Source organism: Advenella incenata (assembly GCF_004217095.1).
Taxonomy (GTDB): Bacteria; Pseudomonadota; Gammaproteobacteria; order Burkholderiales; family Burkholderiaceae_B; genus Advenella; species Advenella incenata.
Map to the genome: position 1 here is coordinate 20,070 of NZ_SHKO01000006.1, position 21,553 is coordinate 41,622.

A 21,553-nucleotide genomic window follows, 5' to 3' on the forward strand; every position below is an offset into this window, starting at 1 on the left:
TTCACCTGTATAAATGGCCATTACAATTAAGATTCACCGCTAACAAAAGGTTGATGCCAAACTTCCGGATCATCACCAAGACGCTCACGCAATTTATCCAGCCGATTTACATTGGCTGTAGTACCTGAAATAATTTTTAGGTCTTCTGGAAAACCGTTCAGATCCAGCTTTGCAAGACTGCAAGTGTGTTCTTGCTTAATCAGAAAAACACGGTCTTTTTCATTCAAACTTTTGACAATTTCATATTCAGTCTCGGTCAGTTTGAAACCGTTAACATAATCGTCATAATCTGCTCTGGGATTAGGTAGTAAAATCAATGTTGCACTTTGTTCGATCAACGCCCGAGCGATATCACTCTTTAATGTATCTTCAGGGCTTTGAGTCATATAGACACCAAAACCGTTTTGCTTACGGATTGTTTTTTGTTTGTTTTTCGCAAAATCTTTGAAATAAGAAACGCTTAAGGCTTTCCAATATTCATCCATGAAAAATGCGAATTTCCGCCCATCAATAAGTTTCTCCACGCGAAACATGAGGTACATCATGATTGCGCCGCATATTTCTGGATTATCGAGAACTTCGGTATAGTCAAAGCCGTATGGCCGACCAGGCTCAAAATGAACAATATCTTCGTCGCTATTTAAGCACCAACTCAACGACCCTCCAGAAGCCCACTTTCTAAGCCTTTGAGCTATGGAGTTATCGTTGTCGTCTGGAAGATTTTCAAGCAGCGTATCAAAACTTCGCACTTCTACAGGCAATTCAGCAACGGCATTAACCGCATGATGGATTTGCATTAACTCGGCTGGAGTATGTGGCAACGCTACACTTTTTGAGCAGTAAATTACGAGTTCTTCCCAAAATAGAATGTTCTCAGTCGTAGGTTCCAGTTTGAATGGACTAAATCCTGTCTTTTGCCCTCTTACTAATGACAAATACTGCCCGCCGAATCTTCTGATTGCTATTTCGGCACCTCTATCTTTATCAAAGTAAACAATTTGGGTTTTGTACTTCAGTAAATTGGCGAGTAGAAAAATGGCGAGCGCGGTTTTACCTGAACCTGACTTACCAATAACTTGTGTATTGCCCAGGTAATCATCCTTACCAAACGAATTTTCATTTGCCGGTGTATGGTGAAAGTTGAAATATACTGGTTGTTCTGATGGTGAACGTAAAATTGCTACGGCCTCACCAAATGGATTGTTATCGCGTTTACCAGAAGCAAAATTATGGAAAGAACACAGCCCAGTGAAATTTCGACTACTTAGCTTTGCGACCCGGTGACGGTAGCGAAAATTTGAAGGTAATTGCGCGGCATACGCATCTGCTACAACAAGGTCAATAGGAATCCCTAAGAAGCCAGAACCAGAGCTTGATAGCAGTTCAATAGCTTGGCTTCTCGCTGCTGTAACCTGTTCAACCGAATTGCCTTTTAACTGCAATGAGTAATGATAAAGACCAAATGAAATATGATCGGCTACAAGTTGATCTAAAGCCACATTCAAATCTTCGATTTGTGACAGTGAATCATCTTCACTACTAATCAATTGGTTTTTTTGACGCTTAATTGCCGCTTGCGAATCCAATTTTGTCATTGGCGAAAAGGAATGCGTTTCTACGTATTCACAGTTCAGACCCAATAGAGTGTTGAGTATGCCTGGACTTGAAAAATCGCAATAATCTTTAATGTCTACGAAAGTTGAATACGTAGAGCCATATGTATCGCGTGACTCGACAATTTTGTCACCGAACAGGTGCCGCGTAGTTGGTAAATAGTTATATAAGGGCAAATCCTTCGCTGGAATTTGCCACCAGAAACCATTAATCAAGTATGAATAGAATTCTAATTGTTCACTGAAGACTTGCTTACCCTGGGTGTACACGCCAAGTAACCTTGTATTGTATTCATCAAGGGTTGCTGCGATCTTACGATCAATCTCTGATAGTTCTTCAATTGCATTAATATTTTCCGCGCGAATGTCTTCAATCCCACGTTTTACTTTGGAGAAAATGCCACTGCCCTTGCCTTGTGGATATGGCCGATATACAACTGTTAAATAAATCTCAGTTGCCATCATTCCCGATTCGCTCAGGTCATCGTAATATCGGTTCAGAAAATCCTTGGCATAGCCATTTTCCGGCACTGAGAGCCGATCAGATACGTACCGGCGTACACGGTGTACCCAAAAGGCGAATTTGCCGTTAGAAATGCTTCTGACAAACATATTGAGTGATTGCATTTTTGCGTAGGCATCTGCATCACTTAAACCTTCAAATGAAAGGCCGTGGATTTTCCAAGTTGCCAAATAATCGCCCTGGCGGGTAGTGACGATTGAGTCAGTCAGAGAACTCGAGAACGGGATCACCCTTGAAAGGTGATCTTCTAGATTCGCGTTACGCTTAGTATTCGTCATCTTCATCTACCCTCTTTTTATAATTGATTGGAGACATTGAGTGAGTTCCCCAATTTGCTGCGTTTCTACGAAATGTCGAGTTACGCACCCATGCCAGAAAGATATTCAATCGGTAAGCATCATTTTCTGATAGCTTGCGCAAGGCCAGAATTTCAAAGGCTAAAATCAGCAATACAACGAGCGTTGCAAGAATATTGATGAACACCATTAGCCACATTGCGATGATGATATGTAGACCGGAAAGCAGAATGAACGGGACGATTGGAATTCCCACTATCATTGCCGGTCGACTTGCCCCTTTGAAAATTCTGTCTTGCATCGCTTTACCCTACCAACATGGCTGCAATACCGCCAGCACCACCGACTAGTACACCACCCCAGAATACTGGGGCAACATCTTTCCATTGTGCTTCTCGGAAGGCCATACGAAAACCGACAAACATTACCGCGAAAGTGACTATGAGTGCCGAAATGGAAACCAGCCACGTTTGAAGAGTGTTCAACATGGTTGTGCCCTTTTCGAGCTGCGCATATGCTGGTGATGCAAACACCGTGACCAGTGCCGCAGCATAGATATGCTTTAGTGTTTTTGACACAGGCTGTTTCTTCATTGAATATCCTCTTTAGTTAAGAAAAAAATTAAGCATCATTGATACTGATTGCTTGGTTTTGGTAAGTCGTGACGAAGTTTCTCCACGCGAAACTGAAACCTTTTTGACTTTCACAACTGCCGATTTATTTGCATTTGCTAGAGGGATCACTTTGCCCTTCTCGTTTTTGGGTGCTTCTGTGTTGGATGCTGTTTTTACGCTTAATACATCATTTACATACCTTGCGACGTCTGGAACGGAAGTTCCCCAGGCATGCTTGCCACTGTAATAACAAGACAACGCAGCGTGGGTTGCTGTATAGCCAGTGGAATTTTCTTGATAACCAGCGGATAAGGCTGATGCATAGCAGTCTTTGAAAATCTGATGCGCAGCAATTACGTTATTGCAGACATCAAATCCTTTAGTTAGGTCGTCCCACCCTAATCTGGCGAAATGCGTTTTGTTGACCTGGCCTTTTCCAATTGAGAAGTTATAGCCACTTTGTTGTAAGTAATTTGCTGTAGCTACAGCGTCATCGAGGTTTTGCGGCTGACGTACCAACCTATTACGAACAACTCCAATAGCAAATGGATTGTTCGATGATTCAACATGGAATATCTGTTGCATCACTGGTGCATTTAATGCGTTCTGGCAGTCAGGTGGTAGATCAACACTCATTTCTTTAATCCTAATGTTGTTAAATAAATTATCTCTTGTTTTTGGCTAAAAGTAAACGAAAAAGTAAACTGATATGTAAATTGATAAATTCCTACAACAGGCCGTGGTCTTTTGTAAAAAAGGCCACGGTAACAAGCGATAGCGCGTTAGTACTTCAGAAGAAGAACCACAATTGCGCTGAGTGCAATCAGGTTTGTGAATACCGATAAAGCGATCAGCAACCAAAAATATTTTGTAAAAGGAGCCAAGGCACGATTCATTGACGATGCATGTGCCTCTTTTTCTTTTCCTATTTTTTCTTTCAATGCACCAGCTAAACCAGTGAACTTTGCGAACAGATCATCAAAATGTTTTGTTGAACTCTCGATTTGCTTATCCAAATTTATCCGATGTTCATTGACAGCTTCGGTAGTCTTTTCAAGTGACTTTGAAATCTGAAGTATTTCAGTCAGCATTTCGGCATGAACAGCGTCCAACAACTTTGTTGGTTGCTTATTCATGGAACACCTTTTGGAAAACTGAATTCAGATTGTCTTCAACACCAACGGCCAGCCGAGATGCAGCAAGCAGCGACGCTAATCTACGTTTTTCATCGGTGTCAGTTTCTGCTTTTAGTTTAGTTTTGATGGTTTCATTCATTTCTGCCGCTTCGCGGATACTCAAGTCTTTGAGCATTGGGAACAGGTCAGATTGATAGATAACAGACTCAGTTTGCAGGCCGAGTTCTTTGCAGTAGGTAGCCAATTTTGGGAATAGGCTTTCTACGGTTTCGTCCTGGTCAACCATGTTGAAAATGATGCGGATTTTATTAGCAGGGATGCCGATATCGAGCAGTTGCGCGATAGTCTGCATTGTGTCGATTTGCTGCTTTTGACTTGGCACGGTAGGAACAACATAAAAATCAAAATCTTCATGTGAGCCTTTGAGCTTTCGCATTTCACTGATTGTTGTCTCGATATTTGAACTACCAATATCTACGACTACATTGTCATGAATAGCGAGTTCAACCAGAACATCTTTAAAATTTTTACCCTTGAAATGCGGCGATTCAATGTCTGAATCATTGATTGTCTCGATAGGGATAATGATGCTGTCGGTCAATCTTGGCATCAACAAATGCTTCGCAATGGTTGATTTGCCTACATTTCCTGAATTATTTAGGACTGCGATTTTCATTTACTTGCACCTTTGACGTGAATCATTAGTGCTTATTCTAATTTTAGTAAATGAAAAAGTAAACTGTTTTGTAAATTAATAAATGTAATTTGTCGTTTCTCGTCGCGAAACTGCCCTACTCTTTATCTTTGGCTTAAACCGGCTTAAAAATGAATGTGTCCTGATCTTCGATTGGCTGTATGAGGCTTTGTCTATCCCCATCTGAACCAGTTAGCCACATCATATAATCTTCTTTTTCAAGAAGCAGTGGCGCTCTGTCGTGGGCCTGTTTAAGTGGGGTATTCATTCCTGGCGCTACAGTCAGCATTGAAAAAACCTCTATTTTTTCCCCGGTATCTCTATCAGTCTCTGTCTCGTAGATCCCTGCTGCACCAAATAATGGCCGGTCTTTAATTCCGATCCAAGTTTTGATTTTGGCTCCTTCATCATTTACCGGCCATTCGTACCAACCATTCATTGGAATTATGCATCTTGCAGTTTCATATGCTTTTTTAAAACTACGTTTGGAAGTTATTTCTTCGGATTTGGCATTGATCAGATTATGTGCAATTATCCGTCCGCTTTTACCGGGCCAATATTTAATAAAACCCCATTGTTTTGTGTGCATTTGAAATCCGCTGTTCTCGTCAAATAAAAGCACGGGCACTGGATTTGTCGGTCTAATTTCTTTTTGCCCTTCAAAGCCATTCCAATCTACACCTTGGAATTCTTTCTGATTCGGTTTTGAAAAATCATATCGACCACACATTTCTCGCCCCTAAAAGTTTCTCCACGCGAAACTAATTATCTCGCATTTCCTTTAATTGTTCTTCTTGCGATTTTCCGAGAAACGCTGCCAACCTTTCTTTGTGTGTCCTGTTATCGCTGCTTGCTGGCAATTCTGAGCTAGAAGGGTTGTTTTTACTTGAATCAGATGAAATTGATTTCGGTAGGGGAGAATTAGCAGAACCTGGCAGATTTACGCTCTGGAAATCTGCTTTCGCCTCATTTTTAATATCACCAGTAATTAACGGTTCAACTTCAAGTGTGTATGGCGAAGTTTGGGGCGCACCAGTTTTTGGTACATGAGGATCGTTTTCCGTGGCTTTTGATTCTAATGTGTTGGTATTGATATTTTCTTTTAGCCATTGATAGATGACTGTTCTACCAACCTTAATTTCCAGAAAATGCACAAACTCAACAATCTGTTGCTTGGTGTAGCCACTCTTAAGCAGATCGATGATTTGTGTTTGGATGGCGAATAGCGCAGTGCTCGATTTGGGTAAATGGCTTGATTTGAACTCTTGGAGCTTTTGGTCGTAATCCATTTTTTTCCAATAAATCCGTAAATATACATATACGTTCGATTTTATCCATATTTGTGCGAATAAATCCAGATGTTCATTAATTTTAAGAAAAATGGATATTTTTTAATCCTATGTCGTCCGTAAAATTGTTGTTTATTCCGCAGATTGTACAAATTTATCCATAATACATACATATTCGTACAGATTAATCCGGAATAATCCGGTTTCGTACAGTTTCAGTAGAGAAAAGCTGCTTTTTATGTCTTTGCATAAAAAGGCACTATTGGTATGTTTACACTTCGGCTACGCCTTGGTAAAATACCAGTGCCAAAGGGGAGTCCCTTTGAAACCCTAAAGGCTACGCCTTTACCCTTGAAACTATAGTTTCGCGTGGAGAAACTACATTGACGCCCGTTAAACAGAAGCGCAATTCCAGTAAAACTGCAGTCGTATCATTTCGTATTAGCAACGAAACATACGAGCGTTTAACGTCCAATGCAGCCAAAGCGGGCATATCAACAAAGCTATGGCTTGAAAAGGCCATTCTCGAAAACCAAACAAAAATTGTCGAAAGAGCAAAACCCAATCGTGATTTATCCGATTTGGTTGTTCAGGTGAACAGGGCAGGGAACAACATTAATCAAATAGCGCACAACTTGAATACTGCCGCCTTGACAAGCAAACTCACCAAAGCCGAATGTGAGGATGCCCTTAAGCGACTCGATCACCTTAGAGCCCTTCTAAATGAGCTGATAAGCCATGCTAGCGAAAATTAGTTCCGGTGTTTCTGGCATCCGCGAGTATTTAGAAAGCGGACGCAAACAAGGTCGAGAATATGACAGAGACTTAATTGACCGGAGAGTGGTGCTTGATGGTGATATCGAAGTTATGGACCATGCAATTTCCCTGATTGACACTAAACAAGAAGGCGATAGCCGATATTTACACATTACCCTCAGTTTTGCCGAACACTTTACCGAACAAGCTAATTTAGAGCCAGGGCAAATTAACTTAGAAACCATCAGGCAAGTCACACAGCAATATAAGCAGGATTTGATGGCTGCGTTTGAGGCAGAGGAATATGTTTTTTACGCTGAAGCTCATATTCCTATCGTGACGCATGACATACATTCTAAGACTGGCGAATCAATAGAACGCCTGCCACATGTACATATCGTCATTCCTACTAAAAATCTAATTAATGATCGATATCTAAACCCCCTTGGCTATGGGAATGTGCATTTTCATGATGCAATTCAGGAAAAGATCAACAATGATTTTTCTCTAAAAAGCCCCGATGATGCTCCACGTGAAACAATTCGAGAGACAAACCTTGTTCGCCATGTACCGAACTTTGTTGATAACGTTAAATCGTTACGACAGGGCATCATTGAGCGTGCAGAACTGTCAGAGGCGAAAACCCTGGACGACATAGCGGCTATCGCTGCTGACTATGGTGAAGTAAAGATTCGTAAAGGCAGGGATGGCGACTACATAAATGTAAAACCCGCCTGGGCCAGCAAGGGTGTCAATCTCAAGGAATTGACCGCAAAAACTCTACCTTTACAGCGCGAGAAAGAATCCACGCCACAAAGACCACCCGCAGAACATATGCAATCCATGGTGAAACAGTGGACTGAGCGACGCGCTTTAGAAGCACGGTATGTATCGAGTGCCGGCAGACGAAGCGCGTATGCAGCTATGACCGAGCCAGATAGGCAAACATGGCTTGAGGAACGTAGAGAAAATACCCGAGATACGGTAGTCCGAAAACTTAATGAGGGACTTTATGAATCAAGAAAAATTAATGGAAAAACTGATCGACAGAATGAACGAGCAGAGCCAGGCATTAGCCATGATGGCCGATCTGAATCAAGTATTGGTGGAAAAAGTCACCAAGATATCGGAACTCCTGGCGCACCGAGACAAGCAACTGACCGAGGATCAGATTTTGCAGAGTCTTCAAAAGCTGATGCATCCAATATCAACAGACCTAGCCGAAATCAAAGAAAGGCTGGAATAATCAGAGGAAATCACTATGAAACAGCGAAATATCGAGGATATAAGCCCAGTGTTGCAGCAGTTGGACAGTTCCCGCCTCCCCAAAGAATTCACCGTTTGCGAAACCTGTCCGAACTCGGTATGGTTCAGCTCGAAAGAGAGTCTGAGTTGCTACTGCCGCGTGATGTTTCTAGTAACGTGGACGAACGCCAAGCCGCAGACTTTGACGGATTGCGACGGGTTGAATCTGGGCGGGGATCAGCCGAGCGAGGAATAAATAATGAGCATCCCCTTTCAGAGAGCATTCAACGCATTGGAAAACGCCAGATTACATGCATCGAGATGCTTACACAGTCAACGCAAGCTGCAGGCCGCATTGACACAACTGGAATCGACCCTGAATCCACCCAGCTTGTCTTCGGCCGAGTTCAATCGATTCTTGAAGGAGAGATACACAGAGCTGGCCAAAATCAAAAAAACCTTGAAAGACAGGCAAGCGTAATTTCTCACCTGATGGCCGACAGAGCGCCATCAATAAGTGATAAACGACTGAAAACAGAAACCAGCCCCGCATTAGTGTTGGATGCAGCAGCCAAACACTATGGAATCAACCTGCAGGAATACAGTATCGGCGCAGGCAAGGATGGGACGCCACGAATTTTCCATGCCAGCCGTCAATACAATTTAGGCGATTTTTTTACTAAACACCTGAATAAGCCCTGGGACGAAGCAAAACCGATCCTAAAGGATTGTTATTACGCGACCTTATCTGAAGCACTTCCTACACCGGACAAGGCGCTATGGCACAGTTTCAATGAATGGCGTAGCCACTCAATGAAACACCGTCAGAATGAGAAACAGACCCTTCAAGCGTCCTTACGTAAAGAAGTGCTGGCAACCCGAGAACACTACAAAAAACAAAAGGCGCATGCCTATCAACAGAAAGGCCCTGAACGACATACCTTGTTAGCAGAGGCCCGAGCAAACCGCATCGATGCGTTAGAACGCATTACACAAGCAAGACAACAAGGCTATGAAGATTTGAAATTTCCAGGCAGAAATGCAGAGTATCGGATTTTTCTAACCAGTCTTGCGCAAAATGGTGATTTGGCAGCATTGGCCGAACTTCGCCGTACCAAGCGGGTGTACCCGCAGCCGGAGCCTGACTTTATCAATGGCGCAAAAAGTAAGACAGTGTTGCCATTGCCAAACTACACGATAGATAGCGCAGGTAATGTCGTTTACTCAGACAGAGGGCATGCCGTGGTTAAAGATTCTGTACGTGGTATTGAGGTGCTTAACGCCGAAACACGTGCTTATGACCTGGCGCTAAAACTAGCAGTGAGTCGATATGGATCTTCGTTAACCTTAAACGGTGATCAGGCTTTTAAAACCGCAATGCTGGAAGCAGCAAAGCGCAGCGGCTTAGAGTTGAATTTACGCGATAGCGATAATCCCAATAAATCTATTAAAACTCAACCCCGCGAACGATAAGAGGCATTTATGAAACTATTCATCGCTGAAAAACCATCTGTTGCCAAAGCCATTGCAGAACAACTTGGAACCCCAATGAGAAAGGAGGGATATTGGATCAGTGGAGACAACTACATTACCAATTGTGCCGGGCACCTTTTTGAAATGGCCCCACCTGATGCCTATTCAGAAGAATATAAACGCTGGGTCATGGACTCATTGCCTATTATTCCCGATGCCTGGAAGTTGCAGCCAAAAGAGCAAACAAAGAAACAGCTCAAAATTATTGGAGAATTGCTCAAACGATCTGATGTCGATATGGTCATTCATGCGGGTGATCCAGATAACGAGGGGCAATTGCTGGTTGACGACGTTTTAGAGCATTTCAAAAACCGCAAACCCACGTACCGATTTTGGGTTTCCGCACAAGACCCTGTATCGATCCGCAACGGCCTGCAGGCGCTGAAATTGAATAAGGAGTACCAAGGCTACGGGCTGGCAGCAAAAGCGCGTCAGCGCGCCGATTGGCTCATTGGAATGAACTTTACCAGGGCATATACCTTGCTATCCCAGGCCAAAGGCCATAAGGGTACGACGACAATTGGCCGAGTCCAAACCCCGACACTGGCCTTAGTTGTCAAAAGAGATCGAGAAATCGAAAATTTCGTACCGATTCCCTATTACGTCATTACCGCGACGGTGAATGTTGGAACGGGCCAACTGCTTATGCGTTGGAACCCCAAAGAGGGGCAACCAGGGCTTGATGAAGAAAACCGTCTTATCAATCCCCAGGTAGCGAAGGAACTGGTGAATAAGGTCTTCCAGCAGACCGGCAAAATCACTCAGATTAAGCGCGAGAAGAAGCAAAACAATCAGCCTAAAGGCTTTTCCCTGACGGGCATCACTTTGAAGGCATCCAGCCTATATGGCTACGGCGCCGAAACAGTCTTAAAAATCTGCCAATCGCTCTATGAGAGGCACAAAATACTCACCTATCCAAGGACGGATTGCGATTATTTACCCGAATCGCAGCATGAACTAGCGCCAACTATATTAGCGACTATTGCGGCCAATGTGCCTGCCTTACAAAGTTTTGTTGATGCAGCGAACCCGCATATCAAAAGCCCGATCTGGAACGACAAAAAAATCACGGCTCACCATGCCATCATCCCGACTGTTCTAAAGTGCGATCTTAATAACCTGACAGTTCAGGAACGTAATGTTTATATGCTGGTCGTGCAAAATTACCTGGCTCAATTTTTCCCTGCATATCAATACTGGCTAACAACCATTGATGCCGTTATTGAAGAAGAGCTATTTTGTGCGCGTGGTGCTGATGAAATTGAAAAGGGCTGGAAAGCCTTATTCCGGAACGAAGCACAAAACGAAGAAGAAGATATTCAACCTATACCGGCCATCGAGGAAGGCCAGGACGCGGCTTGCGACAATATCGAAGCCAAGCCAACAAAAACCAAACCGCCAAAGCGTTTTACTGAAGCAACACTTCAACTGGCAATGGAGAACATATATAAGTATGTTGATGATGCCGATGAAAAAGCACTTCTCAAAGAAGGGGATGGTATAGGCACTTCGGCCACTCGCGCAACGATCATTTCTGAATTGCTGCGCAGAGAGTTTTTAGAAGCCGATAAAAAGTTTATCATTAGCACTGAGTCAGGCCGCCGACACATTGACCAGCTGCCGATTACACTGAAAAGCCCTGCAGTAACGGCTGCTTTTCAAACACTGTTATCTGAAATAAAAGACAACGCTATGACAGTTGACGATTTTCTTTTGATACAAAAAGAATTCGTGATTGATCAAATCATGGTTACAAAAAAATTGCTGACCAACCTTAAATCATAGTTAAGATTGACAGCAGCAGACGTTTTTTTGAAATTTCTCATTTTTTGGGATGAAGAAATAGTATATTCTTTTACACATCTACATCGAAAAGTAGTTCTGTATTAGAAACGTAAAGAGAGACACAATGTTTTTTTCATTATCGCAAGTTGAAATCGTCAGTGCTGGTATGTTCAATAATCACGAAGAACTTAAAATTTCTGATGATCTGCTGGAAAGCGTTGCTGACCTTCAATTTACTATGATGATTAATGAAACTGAGTCAGTGCCCAAAGAAGTGATTGATCCTGGCCTGCTTGTTTGGTTTGATCACTTCTTAGAAACCAATATGACGAGCACCACACAAATGACAGCAGCTGGATAAGCAGCTCAGTTGCTCCTATGGGGCAAATAGAAAAAGCCAATCAAAAGATTGGCTTTTTTAATGGATCAGTTTCGCGTGGAGAAACTACCGGTCGCCAGTTATATTTTTGATCCCCGCAAACGGGCTTTTGCTGTCGCCAGTGGCTTTTTCATAGCTATATGTCACCGATTTAAACGGGCTATTTGAGGCTTGGTCGTTCAGGCGCTTTTGCTCATACTCTGCCAGTTTGGCATTGTAATCAGCCCCTTCGGCCCACAAACCGCCTTTTTCCGGATCACCAATGTATTTAACATTGATATCCGTATATTGATTGTTTTCGTAGACAGCGCAAAATTGGGGCTTGTCTTTGCTGACCACCTGAATTTCTTCAATTTCGCATTCACCAGCTTTAAATCCAGCTTTGTGGCAGGTCTTTTTATACATCGTGACCAGATTGTGTTCATTCAAAAATTCTGCATCACAACGACCGGCACCCATCGCTATAGCGCGAATCAAGGCAGGCATCCCGGCCTGGTTAGAAGCGGGGCACATATCAAGGAAGTTAATGCGATCTTCCATCCATGTAATCGGGTCATCAAAGCCGAAATAACGACTGATAGAGGGCGCACATTCACTTGGCCGTGAGCCGCTAGACAGACACAATAGCGCCTCACACGCGAGCTTTGTGTCACCTGTAAACTGTTCAGTCTCTATTTTTGGAGGCTCAGTCTGGGCCTGCGCGTGTAGAACGGAAATCGGCAACATTGCGCCCATTGTGCCAATTGTCAGCCCAACCTTTTTAATCTGTTTAAAATTCATGTCAGCCCCTTAGATATGGAATAATGAATGAAACCTGTTTGAGTTTATCAACGCGCTTGTTAATTTACAAATTAATTTACTATTGGATTTACTATATCATTTACTTTTGTTGCTTAAAAGTAATTGTTTGCGTAAATCAATTTACAGAATCGTTTACTTTATGGTTTACTGTAGGTATTGCATTTAACCTAGAAAACCATCAAAAGGATTGTCCATGAAGATTTTTTCCGTTGCGAATCAAAAGGGCGGCGTTGGTAAAACTACACTTTCAACTCAACTGGCTTTTGCGGCTATAGAGCAGGGAATAAAAACACTTTTTATCGACCTAGACACGCAAGGCAATGCGACTCTAACATTTGCAGGGCAAAGCCAAATCGCAAATGATGACGGTTATGAAGGCGCAAAGGCCAGCAGGCTATTTACAGCAGCTGGTGAAGACAGCCAGCCAATTGAAGTGAATGAAACCCTGTCAATCATTCCATGTGATAACGATCTTTTTGACGTGATCCGTGGTCGGATTGGAACGGAAATAATTGACGATGAAGTACTGATGGCTCATTTCATCAAAAGCGTTAAACAATTTGATAGCCAATTTGAGCTATGCATTATTGACACGCCACCGGCCCTGGGGGTCGTCCTGCAGTGCGCTTTGGCAGTGTCCGATATTGTGATCAGCCCGCTTTCCATTTCTGTTTACGATATGGAAGGGACAGAACAGCTATTGGATACCGTGAATTACATCCGGGAAAATATAAACAAGAATCTTAGGCATGGCGGCATCCTGCTTATGAAAACCAATACCCGCTCCAATATCGAAAAAGAAGCCATTGAATCGCTTAAAGGCCAATATGGCTCACTTGTGCTGCCAATGCAGCTGCCCGAGCGGATTGCCGTCAAAATGGCCGTAGCAATGGGTCAAGCCGTTTGGCATAAGCCCCGAGGCTCGTCACATAACAAAGCCGCCATCGAATGGAAGAATGTTTGCGATGCCATCATCAATAACATCGTCAGTCACTAAAGAATTTAAGGTACGTATCTATGAACGCAAAAAACCCACTGTTGGCCAAAACTCAAAATCTTGGATCGAAGATTAAGAATTTTTCATCAGAACAGTCTAAAACGCCTGATGGCCTGGTTGAGCTCGAAAAAATTATTGTTCAGGAACAAGTACGTAAAGAATTTGAAGACGGTGATAACTCTTTACAAGAAATGGCCGAGGACATTGCGATCAGAGGCGTTCTGCAGCCAATTTTGATCCGGCCGTCTGCCGGCGGGAAATTTATTCTTGTGGCTGGTGAACGTCGGTTTCGCGCCGCGAAACTTGCTGGCCTAAAAACCATCCCGGCTCTGATTAAGGAAATGACCGAGGAAGAAGCGGACGAAGCCCAATTCATCGAAAATATCCACCGGAAGAACCTGACTCTGCAGGAACAGGCAACACGGATTCAGCGCGACCTTGATAAATTCGGCGGTGACGTTGACGCGGTTCTGAAAAAATATAACAAAGAAAAAACCGGCAAAGCCTGGGTTTCCAAAATGCTTAGCCTTTTGGATCTACCCGAGCAAACGCAGCGCCTGATTGACGAGAATATTACCGCTGACAAAGAGGTCATCAATTCCGTCAAACAAATCGAAAAGCATGACCCCGATAAAGCAAAAGAGGTAGTGGATACCCTTAAAAACTCACGAAAAGACGGTGCTGGAAAAGCAAGGGAAATCGCGTCAAGTGCTAAAGTGGCAACAAAACGTAAAAAAACTCAGAACGGCACGGAAAAAATATCAGATAATAAGCAAGATGACTCATTAAGTATTGCAGCGCCCCGGAATCGGGATGCAGAGCAACCGTCCGAGGTCGTATCCATTTTTCCTGATGCTATCAAGCCAACAGTTGATAATGTTGGCGCGCAGGAGAATACCCACAATGTGGAAGATATGACTTTGGAAGATTTACAGAAGATGGAACCGGCTTTAAAAGAACATTTTGAATCAGGTTCGACGGCTACAGATTGGACAAGCGATGTTCTTAAGGGTTTAAAATCGGGGACTTTTGGGCATACCGGCCAGCCAGCCGCCAATTTGGCGGCATATGCACAGGGTTTTTCAAAGAATACTGACAAACTTGATCTTGCTTTAACACTCCAAGCTATTCAGGAGGTTAAAGAATAGGGGAGAGTATTAGCGAGGTAGTAGAGTGCCAAAACAGGGAAGTGCAAAAAAATTGACACACGACGAGTTTCAAAGTGCTTTGATCTATACCAGCATCCGTGAAAATAGCCGGGTAATCGCCTATGATTACCTGGTTAATGGCATTCCCATTTCCAACGTAGCCGAAAAATACAGCACATCAAAACAGAACGTTTTCAACATGACCAAAAGGGTGTTGGAGGGGTTCCAAAAATACAAAGACGCCCTGACCGCCGTTCATGCGCTGACAAAACAGGAGTTTGATGACGCTTTGCCCTATTCAACTCAGCTGATAGAAATTTCTATTAAGTATGCTTATTTGCATCTGGTGGAAGGTCAGCCGTTGATTAAAATTGCTCAGGAATTTGATACCACACGACAGAACGTTTATGGCGCTGCCAAACGTGTTATTGAGGCCCACGGACGGTATCTGGATAGTCGGAAATTGAACGAACAGATCGATAAATATAAGATGACTCAAGAGCAATTCGAGGCATTGGACATGAATCTTAAAGATAACCAGTCTCAGATTGCACAGCGTTATTTCGTACAGGGAAAGCCAATCGAGCAAGTAGCAACAGAAAGCCGGGTGACAAATTATTGGGCTTATAGCGTTATTGCAAAAATCATAGAGGAAAAGAAATTATAACGGCCGACCCTGGCGGATTTGGCTGTGCCAAACCAACGCTTTCATGAACCGAACCTAAAGTTTCGGCCATCCGGTTTCAATCGTTTTCCGGGGCTTAAAACTTAAAAAATGACGCGTGACATGGTTTATAGGTATAATCTCGCTCTTATCTTTACGATACCTTCCATACCTGCCCGGGTGGTGAAATTGGTAGACGCAGGGGATTCAAAATCCCCCGCCGCAAGGCGTGCCGGTTCGATTCCGGCCCCGGGCACCAGCGAAACTTCTAATCTACGAGCTAATTACAGTTTCTCTACGCGAAACTAATCTAAGGACTATTTGCATAGTCCTTTTGTTTTGCCCGAGCTACGGCAAAAACTCCAATCACTTGCCCGCTCGTTGTGCCCTTCGCAAACACTAAACCTTAATCCGATGCGTCTGACCGTCAAGGGTAAACCTGCCGGCATGTTCCATGCCCTGGACGGCCAGCCTTAATGCATCCGGCTTTCAGGACGTGTTCCCAAGGCGAAGAACTCAACGAGTCGATACAGAGCAAGTGCAAAGCGAATTTTTTGGAGGCCGGTATGGGCAAAACCAATAAAGCAAACCGCTTAAAGCAGGCTCAGAATCTAACAACTCGATGTTTCTTTAACAGCATAAACTGCGAATATTAATTTACAAAACAGTTTACTTTTGAGTTTATTATATTTATAATTTAGTTGTAGTCCATTGAATTACGGGAGTTTTTACCATGCGTCAAGATGATCTGAAAGAAGCCAAAGACATGAGTGATGGCAACATTGACCAAGCTGCAGAAGGTTCTGTGATGGGTTTGGTTTTTTGGTGCGTGGTGATCTATGCCCTGTACCAATACTTTTTCTAAGCGTTTTACCCTCAACAACATTAAGGAAATACAGCATGAAAAATAAGGTCAATCTAACGGGTCGTTTTGGCCGTGATATGGAATTGAAGACACTACCCAACGGCACACCTGTTCTGTCAAATTCACTGGCTACCAGCCGTTATTGGACGGATAAAGAATCCGGTGAAAAGAAAGAGGAAACCACATGGCATGCCGTGGTTTTCTATCGCCGTGATGCTGAGAACGTCGCCAAATTCATGAAGAAAGGTTCTCTGGTGGACATTGAAGGCAGGCTGCGAAATCGGAACTATGAAAAAGATGGCCAGACCATTTATGTTACTGAAGTGGTTGCCGAAGAAGTACGATTTATTCCGACCGGCAATAACGATAGTTCAGTACCTGCAGCGCCGGAACACGACGCGCCGCCAGTTGCTGATGATATCCCGGAGGAAATACCTCAATAATGTGGCGCAGTGTTGAACAACTTTTACCAAAGGAGCCAGGTCTTTATTCTGTCCGGTTGTTTTCAGGCGCGATCCGTCGCGCCTTCTGGACAGGTAAGACTTGGTATGAGTCTGAATGTCATGCCAACAAAAAGCGGAAACCTCAAACGGGTTTTATTCGCTATATCCGCTACTGGCAAGATGAAAAATAATGTCAGCACGTCATAGAGGCCATCAATGAATATCTTATCGAAAATCTTAGCGAAATTTAAAGCAAAACCAGCGGACAAATTCACATATGCCTTAGCTGTTATTGCCATACTGGCGTTATCCATAAATCTCATATTTCCAGGGCAAGCAGCGATTGCAATTTTTTGTGTGGAACTGCCAGCTATGTTCGCTTTTGTACTGTATGTATTGATCGACAACATTTCTGAAGAAATGGAGCGGCATTTATATTGGGCCAATTGTGCATTTCTGGCGACTTTACTGCTATGCCTGGGAATGTTGTCATTTGATTTTAGGATTTTGATGTATGTGATTGTCCCGGTTGTAATGTTCGGGCTTTTTCAATGGGCCTTGTTTGTCTATAAAATCGTTACCAGTGCATTGCTATTGAAAAAACAAAGCCATTTCTATAAGGATGAATAATGCTATCTGAAGCAACCGTATTACCCAATGCTGTGATTTATTTTATTCTGATTGCTGTCCTAATTTATGTCTTAATTCCAATCCTGAAACCGGCCTGGGGTCAGGCTAAGCTCTATAAATCCATATTCTATATTTTGGGCCTGGGATTGGCCGTCTATCTTGTGGTGCTCATGGTTTTGCAAGCGAAAATTCAGCCGGTGAAATTGCCGCCAGCTCATGTTTTGGAAATGCTTCAGGGCGCGTCAGATTGTGTTGTAAAGAAATTGGGTGACCGTGTCTTTTATAAAGATTTTTCGAGTTTTGAAATCGTAGAAGCGCGTCAGTTTTGCAGTGGTTCTAAACAATAAAGGGATAGAGAAATGAATGTACCAAAAAAAATGGATCTACCTAGGAAGCTGTTTTATTCGTTTGGAGTTGTATGCGCATTTTTGGGTGCTCTTATCTGTTTGGGAATGATACTGGCTATGCTTTCATCAAAGTCAGGCGGTGCTGCACAATTCTTACAAGACTATCTTGCTTACGTGTTAGGTTTTGCTGCAATCATGTACGGCAACGCTGCAGGCGGCATCATTGCTCACCACTTTTCTAATAAATAGGAAGATCGGAATGACAGAGCCACAAAATCAAAATGATGATTACCGCAATTCGCAAGAAACTGAAATTCTTAAGGAATGGCAATGGGTTAAAAATTTGCCGGGATATGATGGTGCATACTCAAGCAAGATCATCGAAATGGCGCGAGAGTATCAACAGGCTGTTGATCTTGAAGTCCAGGCCCGTCGCTTACTGAGTGGTGTAGAGGAAGGTAGAGATAAAACCCTCGAAGTAACCCCGGAGGATCATAAACAGGCAAACGAACTTCGGCACCAAGCATTAGAGTTACGTCACGAAACCGTAGAAGATTCAAAAACACTTTTGACTAAGATCATGGATCGATGGACACCGCAGCAAATTGCTATGGCGCGTCAAGTACGAGAACAGTCAATAGACAGAATGCCGGTACAAGCCTTGCACCGTGACCGTGACCGATAGGAACAGAAAGAAACGATTATGAAAAATATTTTAGTGAGGAACACATGCACCCTGCATTGATGGCTTTCTTAGGTCTAATCGCCGTATCTGCTATATATATTGGGTTAAAGGACGTTGTTGCGGGAAATACAAAATTTAAATTCTCATTGGCGCTAAGCCCAACTGCAGCGATCTGCCTATTTGTAGCTGCAGCCGCAACTGCAGGGTTGATCTTGAGCATTCCGACAAATGCATCATATTTATCGCCAAAACAAATCAATGAACAAGTTGATCAGTGCTGGTCAGTCAATGGCTCACCAATTCCCATCTACCAAACAGATGAACCGCAGAATGTTTCACGCATTGAATGTGTGCAGAAAAAACCCACGCAGGAATCTTTTTTGACGATTCAAGAATTCACAGATCAGGTTGAAAAGTGCAAGTTAGTAGGTGGATCACCAAAACCTATCTACAAAGATGATGACCCGATGAAAGTTTATCGTATCCAGTGTGTGCGGCAGAAATACTAATTAGAGAGAGGGAATACGCATGAATCAATCTAAAACAATGCTTTATCACTTTGTGCCTCGCCTTCTGGTGTATCCCGGTGAACCAGAATGCAGCTTGATTGATTTTTCCTGCCCTACGCTTGGGTTAGAGCTGCGTGGCGGCATTGAGCTGACCACCCGACGCCCATATCCGAACAAACGCTATTTAGTAGCATGTAGGAAGATAGGACAGAAGGCGATGAAGGGTTTTCTGGTTGAATCGCGGAATCGGGTAGACGTGTTTACAACCGTCACCCGGTGGGCTATAGGAGCGGATCGAATCATTCACCATTATGTGCAATATAACGTGAACGATGCAGAGCAAAACGCGGTGACAGAAGATATGCCTCTTTGGAGCGCCATGTGGTACGGTTTGGGAGGTCTTTCCGACCGCAGGCCAGCTATCGCCCAGGACTGGACACCAGCCGCCGCACAGCCCCGCATGGAATTGATCCCGCGCAGCCGTCAGGGAGTCTATACCGACAGCCTTGATGCTGATGGCAGGATTACAAAGCGGACTGAGGTTTTAAACCTGCACACCGTGGAGTGGAAGCCGGTTTTTAATTCATCATATTCATTTTTTGAACGCATCCCAAATGTTGAAATGGCTTTTCAAGCCGACCCGAATAACCGAAATTTAAGGAGATAGCTATGCGACAAGATGATTTGAAAGAAGCAAATGATCGAGCGCGAGAAAATATTGACGAGAAGGCCGAAGGTTCAATTCTGGTATGGGTCTTTTGGGCTTTCGTCGCCTATGGGGTCTACGTCTATTTTATTAAATAATTCATGATGAACAAAATATATAAAAAAGACTATTCCGATGATCCGATCCGGGCTGCCGTCCAAGATGCGGTTGTTTCTGATGTAGAAAGAAACCCCGAAAAATACATTGCCCGGTACAACGCTCACCCTGAGTCTAAAGACGGTACTTATATTTGTGCGGATCTATTCAAAGAGACAATCCCTCAATATAGCCAGAATAAAGACACCAAAGGCTTATTCAATAATGTCGTCCATAACTCCGCTGCTGTACTTGCCAGTGAGCAATTTAGCCGAGTCGTTGACGAAATAGCGCAAGACCCAAGTAATCGCGGTAAAACCGCCCTGTTTCTAACTGGTTCACCTGGCGCCGGTAAAACCTCTGCAGTGTTAAATAAAACGCTGGATGGAGAAGATATTGCTTTGATTTACGAAGGACAACTGGCTCAGCCGGATACTGCCATTCCCAAAATCAAAGCCGCGCTCGATGCTGGCTTATCTGTAGAAATACTGGCTGTGCGCAACAGTCCTGAAACTGCACTTAATAACACCCTGCACCGTTTCGAGCATGAAGGCCGGGGGGCTAGTTTGAACGTAATGGCAACCATTATTGGTAAAACGCCTGATGGCCTGGAATCGATACACAAAGAATTTGGCAATCGTGTACATTTAATGATCTACGATGTCAGTAATCCCCGCGAAAAAACCACCTATACCGGCTGGCAGCACCTCGATATACTTCGCAAGGACGGAAATCATGACCAAATTAAAGAAAGACTCACCAACCACCTTAACGACCTTAACAGAAACGGAAAAATCAGTGAACAAGCCTTCTTACAAGCAAGTGGGCAACCCCTCGCCCTTACAAAAACGAATATTCGACAAGTTAGCCCAACACTCAGAGCGTATGGAGAACGACCCGGAATACAAAAAGAAGAACGACAAGCGCCTGTTTTGAAAAATCAAACAGCCAGGGACAGATAAGCCAATTTCATGTACATCTTCGCAACAATATTCATCATAATGATGACCGTGGTTTTAATCATCAAAAAGCCAGCATATGGCTATTTAATGATAGTGCCAACCATTTTTACTTGCGCTCCTTTTTTCACCACTATTTACGATCATATTCAAGTTAGCGCCGGGAACCCAGTTGCCTTCTCAAACGGCGGCAGAAGTCTGCGATTTGCCATTGTAGGAATAACGTTTCTTATCGTTGGTTCTCTAATCTGTCTGGCGAAGACATTTAAAGATAATGCAAACATAGTAAATAATATTTATCTTGGCTTTGTTATTGCTGGTGTAATGAGTTTTTTTGCAATTTTCTATCAAGCTGGTGATCGCTCAACACGCCCGATGGTCGTCAATTTTGATGCAATCCGCAATGATGTTGAAGACATTGAATGCGATTCAGACTTTATCATCGCTTATGGTAACTACGAGGGTTCGACAATTCGCTACCGATGCCCAACTGGAATTGTCCTCAATCCCTACGCCCTTTTACCGTTTATTCCATGGCCCGATTACCATGACGGTTCAAGCGTTGATCTGAAAAAAAAGCTCATTCAGTAAAAATAAAATTATTAGAGAATAGAGAACAACGCGGCCCAACGGCCGCATTTTTTTTCCTGTTTTGATAAGCAGTTCGCGCAAGTCCAACATTCCTCAGTTGATCCCCCGTTGTCTGCCCTCTGAACCCGCCTTAAACGACGCATAAGCCAATCCTCTACACAGCACAAGGGTACGCACCGATTAACCCGTGTTCTCGCTTCGCTGCGAGCCGCGCCAGTTAATCGGTGCCGCTGCGCGCCCTTGCCCTGC

28 protein-coding genes and 1 tRNA gene are annotated in these 21,553 nt (G+C 43.5%); 20 read left to right on the plus strand and 9 right to left on the minus strand.

The genetic code is table 11. The annotated features are described in order from the left end of the window. Nucleotides 1-26: 26 nt before the first annotated feature. The 8 genes from EV681_RS22050 to EV681_RS22085 form a co-directional block, all read right to left on the minus strand. Nucleotides 27-2,420: a VirB4 family type IV secretion/conjugal transfer ATPase gene (locus EV681_RS22050; protein WP_130305283.1), complete on the minus strand. Its 2,394-nt coding sequence runs from the start codon at nucleotides 2,418-2,420 to the stop codon at nucleotides 27-29. After that, nucleotides 2,401-2,733 (minus strand): VirB3 family type IV secretion system protein, encoded by a 333-nt coding sequence (locus EV681_RS22055; RefSeq protein ID WP_130305284.1) that lies wholly within the window; start codon nucleotides 2,731-2,733, stop codon nucleotides 2,401-2,403. Before EV681_RS22055 ends, EV681_RS22050 begins: the two co-directional genes overlap by 20 nt. 4 nt (nucleotides 2,734-2,737) lie before the next feature. Next, a complete protein-coding gene (locus tag EV681_RS22060; protein ID WP_130305285.1) occupies nucleotides 2,738-3,025 on the minus strand; it encodes a TrbC/VirB2 family protein in 288 nt (95 codons plus the stop codon). Between the two features lie 12 nt (nucleotides 3,026-3,037). Continuing rightward, nucleotides 3,038-3,682, minus strand: coding sequence for a lytic transglycosylase domain-containing protein (locus EV681_RS22065; protein ID WP_130305286.1), 645 nt, complete (start codon nucleotides 3,680-3,682; stop codon nucleotides 3,038-3,040). A 146-nt stretch (nucleotides 3,683-3,828) separates the two neighbouring features. Continuing rightward, entirely contained in the window at nucleotides 3,829-4,182 is a 354-nt protein-coding gene (locus EV681_RS22070) for a hypothetical protein (protein ID WP_130305287.1), read from the minus strand. Then, complete coding sequence (gene stbB / locus EV681_RS22075) at nucleotides 4,175-4,858, minus strand: StbB family protein (protein ID WP_130305288.1); 684 nt, start codon at nucleotides 4,856-4,858, stop codon at nucleotides 4,175-4,177. Before stbB ends, EV681_RS22070 begins: the two co-directional genes overlap by 8 nt. A gap of 133 nt (nucleotides 4,859-4,991) precedes the next feature. After that, complete coding sequence (locus tag EV681_RS22080) at nucleotides 4,992-5,606, minus strand: SOS response-associated peptidase (protein WP_130305289.1); 615 nt, start codon at nucleotides 5,604-5,606, stop codon at nucleotides 4,992-4,994. A gap of 31 nt (nucleotides 5,607-5,637) precedes the next feature. Further along, nucleotides 5,638-6,165 (minus strand): hypothetical protein, encoded by a 528-nt coding sequence (locus tag EV681_RS22085; protein ID WP_130305290.1) that lies wholly within the window; start codon nucleotides 6,163-6,165, stop codon nucleotides 5,638-5,640. A gap of 383 nt (nucleotides 6,166-6,548) precedes the next feature. On the opposite strand from EV681_RS22085, the gene EV681_RS22090 reads away from it, so the two are divergent. The 4 genes from EV681_RS22090 to EV681_RS22105 all read left to right on the plus strand — a co-directional run bounded on the left by EV681_RS22090 (nucleotide 6,549) and on the right by EV681_RS22105 (nucleotide 11,845). Next, on the plus strand, nucleotides 6,549-6,920 hold the full coding sequence (locus tag EV681_RS22090; RefSeq protein ID WP_130305291.1) for a plasmid mobilization protein: 372 nt from the start codon (nucleotides 6,549-6,551) through the stop codon (nucleotides 6,918-6,920). Next, nucleotides 6,904-9,639 (plus strand): LPD7 domain-containing protein, encoded by a 2,736-nt coding sequence (locus EV681_RS22095; protein ID WP_130305292.1) that lies wholly within the window; start codon nucleotides 6,904-6,906, stop codon nucleotides 9,637-9,639. Before EV681_RS22090 ends, EV681_RS22095 begins: the two co-directional genes overlap by 17 nt. Before the next feature lie 9 nt (nucleotides 9,640-9,648). Continuing rightward, entirely contained in the window at nucleotides 9,649-11,484 is a 1,836-nt protein-coding gene (locus EV681_RS22100) for a DNA topoisomerase 3 (RefSeq protein WP_130305293.1), read from the plus strand. 124 nt (nucleotides 11,485-11,608) lie between these two features. After that, nucleotides 11,609-11,845 carry a hypothetical protein gene (locus EV681_RS22105; RefSeq protein ID WP_130305294.1) on the plus strand — a complete coding sequence of 79 codons (237 nt, stop codon included), beginning with the start codon at nucleotides 11,609-11,611 and terminating at the stop codon, nucleotides 11,843-11,845. An 84-nt stretch (nucleotides 11,846-11,929) separates the two neighbouring features. On the opposite strand, the gene EV681_RS22110 is transcribed toward EV681_RS22105, so the two are convergent. Next, complete coding sequence (locus tag EV681_RS22110; RefSeq protein ID WP_207227131.1) at nucleotides 11,930-12,643, minus strand: TrbM/KikA/MpfK family conjugal transfer protein; 714 nt, start codon at nucleotides 12,641-12,643, stop codon at nucleotides 11,930-11,932. A gap of 214 nt (nucleotides 12,644-12,857) precedes the next feature. Here EV681_RS22110 and EV681_RS22115 point away from each other — a divergent pair, with 214 nt between their 5' ends. The 16 genes from EV681_RS22115 (at nucleotide 12,858) to EV681_RS22175 (ending at nucleotide 21,304) form a co-directional block, all read left to right on the plus strand. After that, nucleotides 12,858-13,661: a ParA family protein gene (locus tag EV681_RS22115; protein ID WP_130305295.1), complete on the plus strand. Its 804-nt coding sequence runs from the start codon at nucleotides 12,858-12,860 to the stop codon at nucleotides 13,659-13,661. 20 nt (nucleotides 13,662-13,681) lie between these two features. Then, nucleotides 13,682-14,809, plus strand: coding sequence for a ParB/RepB/Spo0J family partition protein (locus EV681_RS22120; protein WP_130305296.1), 1,128 nt, complete (start codon nucleotides 13,682-13,684; stop codon nucleotides 14,807-14,809). A gap of 25 nt (nucleotides 14,810-14,834) precedes the next feature. Further along, complete coding sequence (locus EV681_RS22125) at nucleotides 14,835-15,476, plus strand: hypothetical protein (RefSeq protein WP_130305297.1); 642 nt, start codon at nucleotides 14,835-14,837, stop codon at nucleotides 15,474-15,476. Nucleotides 15,477-15,647: 171 nt separating this feature from the next. Further along, nucleotides 15,648-15,732 (plus strand) — tRNA-Leu (locus tag EV681_RS22130). Nucleotides 15,733-16,206: 474 nt separating this feature from the next. Then, nucleotides 16,207-16,338 carry a hypothetical protein gene (locus tag EV681_RS22790; RefSeq protein ID WP_278044102.1) on the plus strand — a complete coding sequence of 44 codons (132 nt, stop codon included), beginning with the start codon at nucleotides 16,207-16,209 and terminating at the stop codon, nucleotides 16,336-16,338. 35 nt (nucleotides 16,339-16,373) lie between these two features. Then, the gene (locus EV681_RS22135; protein WP_130305298.1) at nucleotides 16,374-16,781 is read left to right on the plus strand and encodes a single-stranded DNA-binding protein; all 408 of its coding nucleotides are present in this window, start codon (nucleotides 16,374-16,376) and stop codon (nucleotides 16,779-16,781) included. Then, nucleotides 16,781-16,972: a hypothetical protein gene (locus EV681_RS22625; RefSeq protein WP_165393185.1), complete on the plus strand. Its 192-nt coding sequence runs from the start codon at nucleotides 16,781-16,783 to the stop codon at nucleotides 16,970-16,972. The genes EV681_RS22135 and EV681_RS22625 overlap by 1 nt, the downstream gene beginning before the upstream one ends. A 25-nt stretch (nucleotides 16,973-16,997) precedes the next feature. Then, nucleotides 16,998-17,411, plus strand: a complete 414-nt coding sequence (locus EV681_RS22140) for a hypothetical protein (protein ID WP_130305299.1) — start codon at nucleotides 16,998-17,000, stop codon at nucleotides 17,409-17,411. Continuing rightward, the gene (locus tag EV681_RS22145) at nucleotides 17,411-17,758 is read left to right on the plus strand and encodes a hypothetical protein (protein WP_130305300.1); all 348 of its coding nucleotides are present in this window, start codon (nucleotides 17,411-17,413) and stop codon (nucleotides 17,756-17,758) included. The genes EV681_RS22140 and EV681_RS22145 overlap by 1 nt, the downstream gene beginning before the upstream one ends. A gap of 12 nt (nucleotides 17,759-17,770) precedes the next feature. Then, nucleotides 17,771-18,007, plus strand: a complete 237-nt coding sequence (locus EV681_RS22150; protein ID WP_130305301.1) for a hypothetical protein — start codon at nucleotides 17,771-17,773, stop codon at nucleotides 18,005-18,007. A gap of 10 nt (nucleotides 18,008-18,017) precedes the next feature. Then, complete coding sequence (gene kleA / locus EV681_RS22155; RefSeq protein ID WP_130305302.1) at nucleotides 18,018-18,443, plus strand: stable inheritance protein KleA; 426 nt, start codon at nucleotides 18,018-18,020, stop codon at nucleotides 18,441-18,443. Between the two features lie 44 nt (nucleotides 18,444-18,487). Then, nucleotides 18,488-18,952 carry a hypothetical protein gene (locus EV681_RS22160; protein ID WP_130305303.1) on the plus strand — a complete coding sequence of 155 codons (465 nt, stop codon included), beginning with the start codon at nucleotides 18,488-18,490 and terminating at the stop codon, nucleotides 18,950-18,952. A gap of 19 nt (nucleotides 18,953-18,971) precedes the next feature. Then, on the plus strand, nucleotides 18,972-19,619 hold the full coding sequence (locus EV681_RS22165; RefSeq protein ID WP_242612363.1) for a DUF6012 family protein: 648 nt from the start codon (nucleotides 18,972-18,974) through the stop codon (nucleotides 19,617-19,619). 2 nt (nucleotides 19,620-19,621) lie between these two features. After that, nucleotides 19,622-19,756 (plus strand): hypothetical protein, encoded by a 135-nt coding sequence (locus tag EV681_RS22795; RefSeq protein ID WP_278044103.1) that lies wholly within the window; start codon nucleotides 19,622-19,624, stop codon nucleotides 19,754-19,756. 3 nt (nucleotides 19,757-19,759) lie between these two features. Further along, on the plus strand, nucleotides 19,760-20,716 hold the full coding sequence (locus EV681_RS22170) for a zeta toxin family protein (protein WP_130305304.1): 957 nt from the start codon (nucleotides 19,760-19,762) through the stop codon (nucleotides 20,714-20,716). Nucleotides 20,717-20,755: 39 nt separating this feature from the next. Then, complete coding sequence (locus tag EV681_RS22175; protein WP_130305305.1) at nucleotides 20,756-21,304, plus strand: hypothetical protein; 549 nt, start codon at nucleotides 20,756-20,758, stop codon at nucleotides 21,302-21,304. The last annotated feature ends 249 nt before the right edge of the window (nucleotides 21,305-21,553 follow it).

What these genes read in the sequence shown, in the direction of transcription:
- EV681_RS22050 (WP_130305283.1), bottom strand. Translation starts at nt 2,420, where the DNA reads ATGAAGATGACGAATACTAAGCGTAACGCGAATCTAGAAGATCACCTT.
- EV681_RS22055 (WP_130305284.1), bottom strand. Translation starts at nt 2,733, where the DNA reads ATGCAAGACAGAATTTTCAAAGGGGCAAGTCGACCGGCAATGATAGTG.
- EV681_RS22060 (WP_130305285.1), bottom strand. Translation starts at nt 3,025, where the DNA reads ATGAAGAAACAGCCTGTGTCAAAAACACTAAAGCATATCTATGCTGCG.
- EV681_RS22065 (WP_130305286.1), bottom strand. Translation starts at nt 3,682, where the DNA reads ATGAGTGTTGATCTACCACCTGACTGCCAGAACGCATTAAATGCACCA.
- EV681_RS22070 (WP_130305287.1), bottom strand. Translation starts at nt 4,182, where the DNA reads ATGAATAAGCAACCAACAAAGTTGTTGGACGCTGTTCATGCCGAAATG.
- stbB (WP_130305288.1), bottom strand. Translation starts at nt 4,858, where the DNA reads ATGAAAATCGCAGTCCTAAATAATTCAGGAAATGTAGGCAAATCAACC.
- EV681_RS22080 (WP_130305289.1), bottom strand. Translation starts at nt 5,606, where the DNA reads ATGTGTGGTCGATATGATTTTTCAAAACCGAATCAGAAAGAATTCCAA.
- EV681_RS22085 (WP_130305290.1), bottom strand. Translation starts at nt 6,165, where the DNA reads ATGGATTACGACCAAAAGCTCCAAGAGTTCAAATCAAGCCATTTACCC.
- EV681_RS22095 (WP_130305292.1), top strand. Translation starts at nt 6,904, where the DNA reads ATGCTAGCGAAAATTAGTTCCGGTGTTTCTGGCATCCGCGAGTATTTA.
- EV681_RS22100 (WP_130305293.1), top strand. Translation starts at nt 9,649, where the DNA reads ATGAAACTATTCATCGCTGAAAAACCATCTGTTGCCAAAGCCATTGCA.
- EV681_RS22105 (WP_130305294.1), top strand. Translation starts at nt 11,609, where the DNA reads ATGTTTTTTTCATTATCGCAAGTTGAAATCGTCAGTGCTGGTATGTTC.
- EV681_RS22110 (WP_207227131.1), bottom strand. Translation starts at nt 12,643, where the DNA reads ATGAATTTTAAACAGATTAAAAAGGTTGGGCTGACAATTGGCACAATG.
- EV681_RS22115 (WP_130305295.1), top strand. Translation starts at nt 12,858, where the DNA reads ATGAAGATTTTTTCCGTTGCGAATCAAAAGGGCGGCGTTGGTAAAACT.
- EV681_RS22120 (WP_130305296.1), top strand. Translation starts at nt 13,682, where the DNA reads ATGAACGCAAAAAACCCACTGTTGGCCAAAACTCAAAATCTTGGATCG.
- EV681_RS22790 (WP_278044102.1), top strand. Translation starts at nt 16,207, where the DNA reads ATGCGTCAAGATGATCTGAAAGAAGCCAAAGACATGAGTGATGGCAAC.
- EV681_RS22135 (WP_130305298.1), top strand. Translation starts at nt 16,374, where the DNA reads ATGAAAAATAAGGTCAATCTAACGGGTCGTTTTGGCCGTGATATGGAA.
- EV681_RS22625 (WP_165393185.1), top strand. Translation starts at nt 16,781, where the DNA reads ATGTGGCGCAGTGTTGAACAACTTTTACCAAAGGAGCCAGGTCTTTAT.
- EV681_RS22140 (WP_130305299.1), top strand. Translation starts at nt 16,998, where the DNA reads ATGAATATCTTATCGAAAATCTTAGCGAAATTTAAAGCAAAACCAGCG.
- EV681_RS22145 (WP_130305300.1), top strand. Translation starts at nt 17,411, where the DNA reads ATGCTATCTGAAGCAACCGTATTACCCAATGCTGTGATTTATTTTATT.
- EV681_RS22150 (WP_130305301.1), top strand. Translation starts at nt 17,771, where the DNA reads ATGAATGTACCAAAAAAAATGGATCTACCTAGGAAGCTGTTTTATTCG.
- kleA (WP_130305302.1), top strand. Translation starts at nt 18,018, where the DNA reads ATGACAGAGCCACAAAATCAAAATGATGATTACCGCAATTCGCAAGAA.
- EV681_RS22160 (WP_130305303.1), top strand. Translation starts at nt 18,488, where the DNA reads ATGCACCCTGCATTGATGGCTTTCTTAGGTCTAATCGCCGTATCTGCT.
- EV681_RS22165 (WP_242612363.1), top strand. Translation starts at nt 18,972, where the DNA reads ATGAATCAATCTAAAACAATGCTTTATCACTTTGTGCCTCGCCTTCTG.
- EV681_RS22795 (WP_278044103.1), top strand. Translation starts at nt 19,622, where the DNA reads ATGCGACAAGATGATTTGAAAGAAGCAAATGATCGAGCGCGAGAAAAT.
- EV681_RS22170 (WP_130305304.1), top strand. Translation starts at nt 19,760, where the DNA reads ATGATGAACAAAATATATAAAAAAGACTATTCCGATGATCCGATCCGG.
- EV681_RS22175 (WP_130305305.1), top strand. Translation starts at nt 20,756, where the DNA reads ATGATGACCGTGGTTTTAATCATCAAAAAGCCAGCATATGGCTATTTA.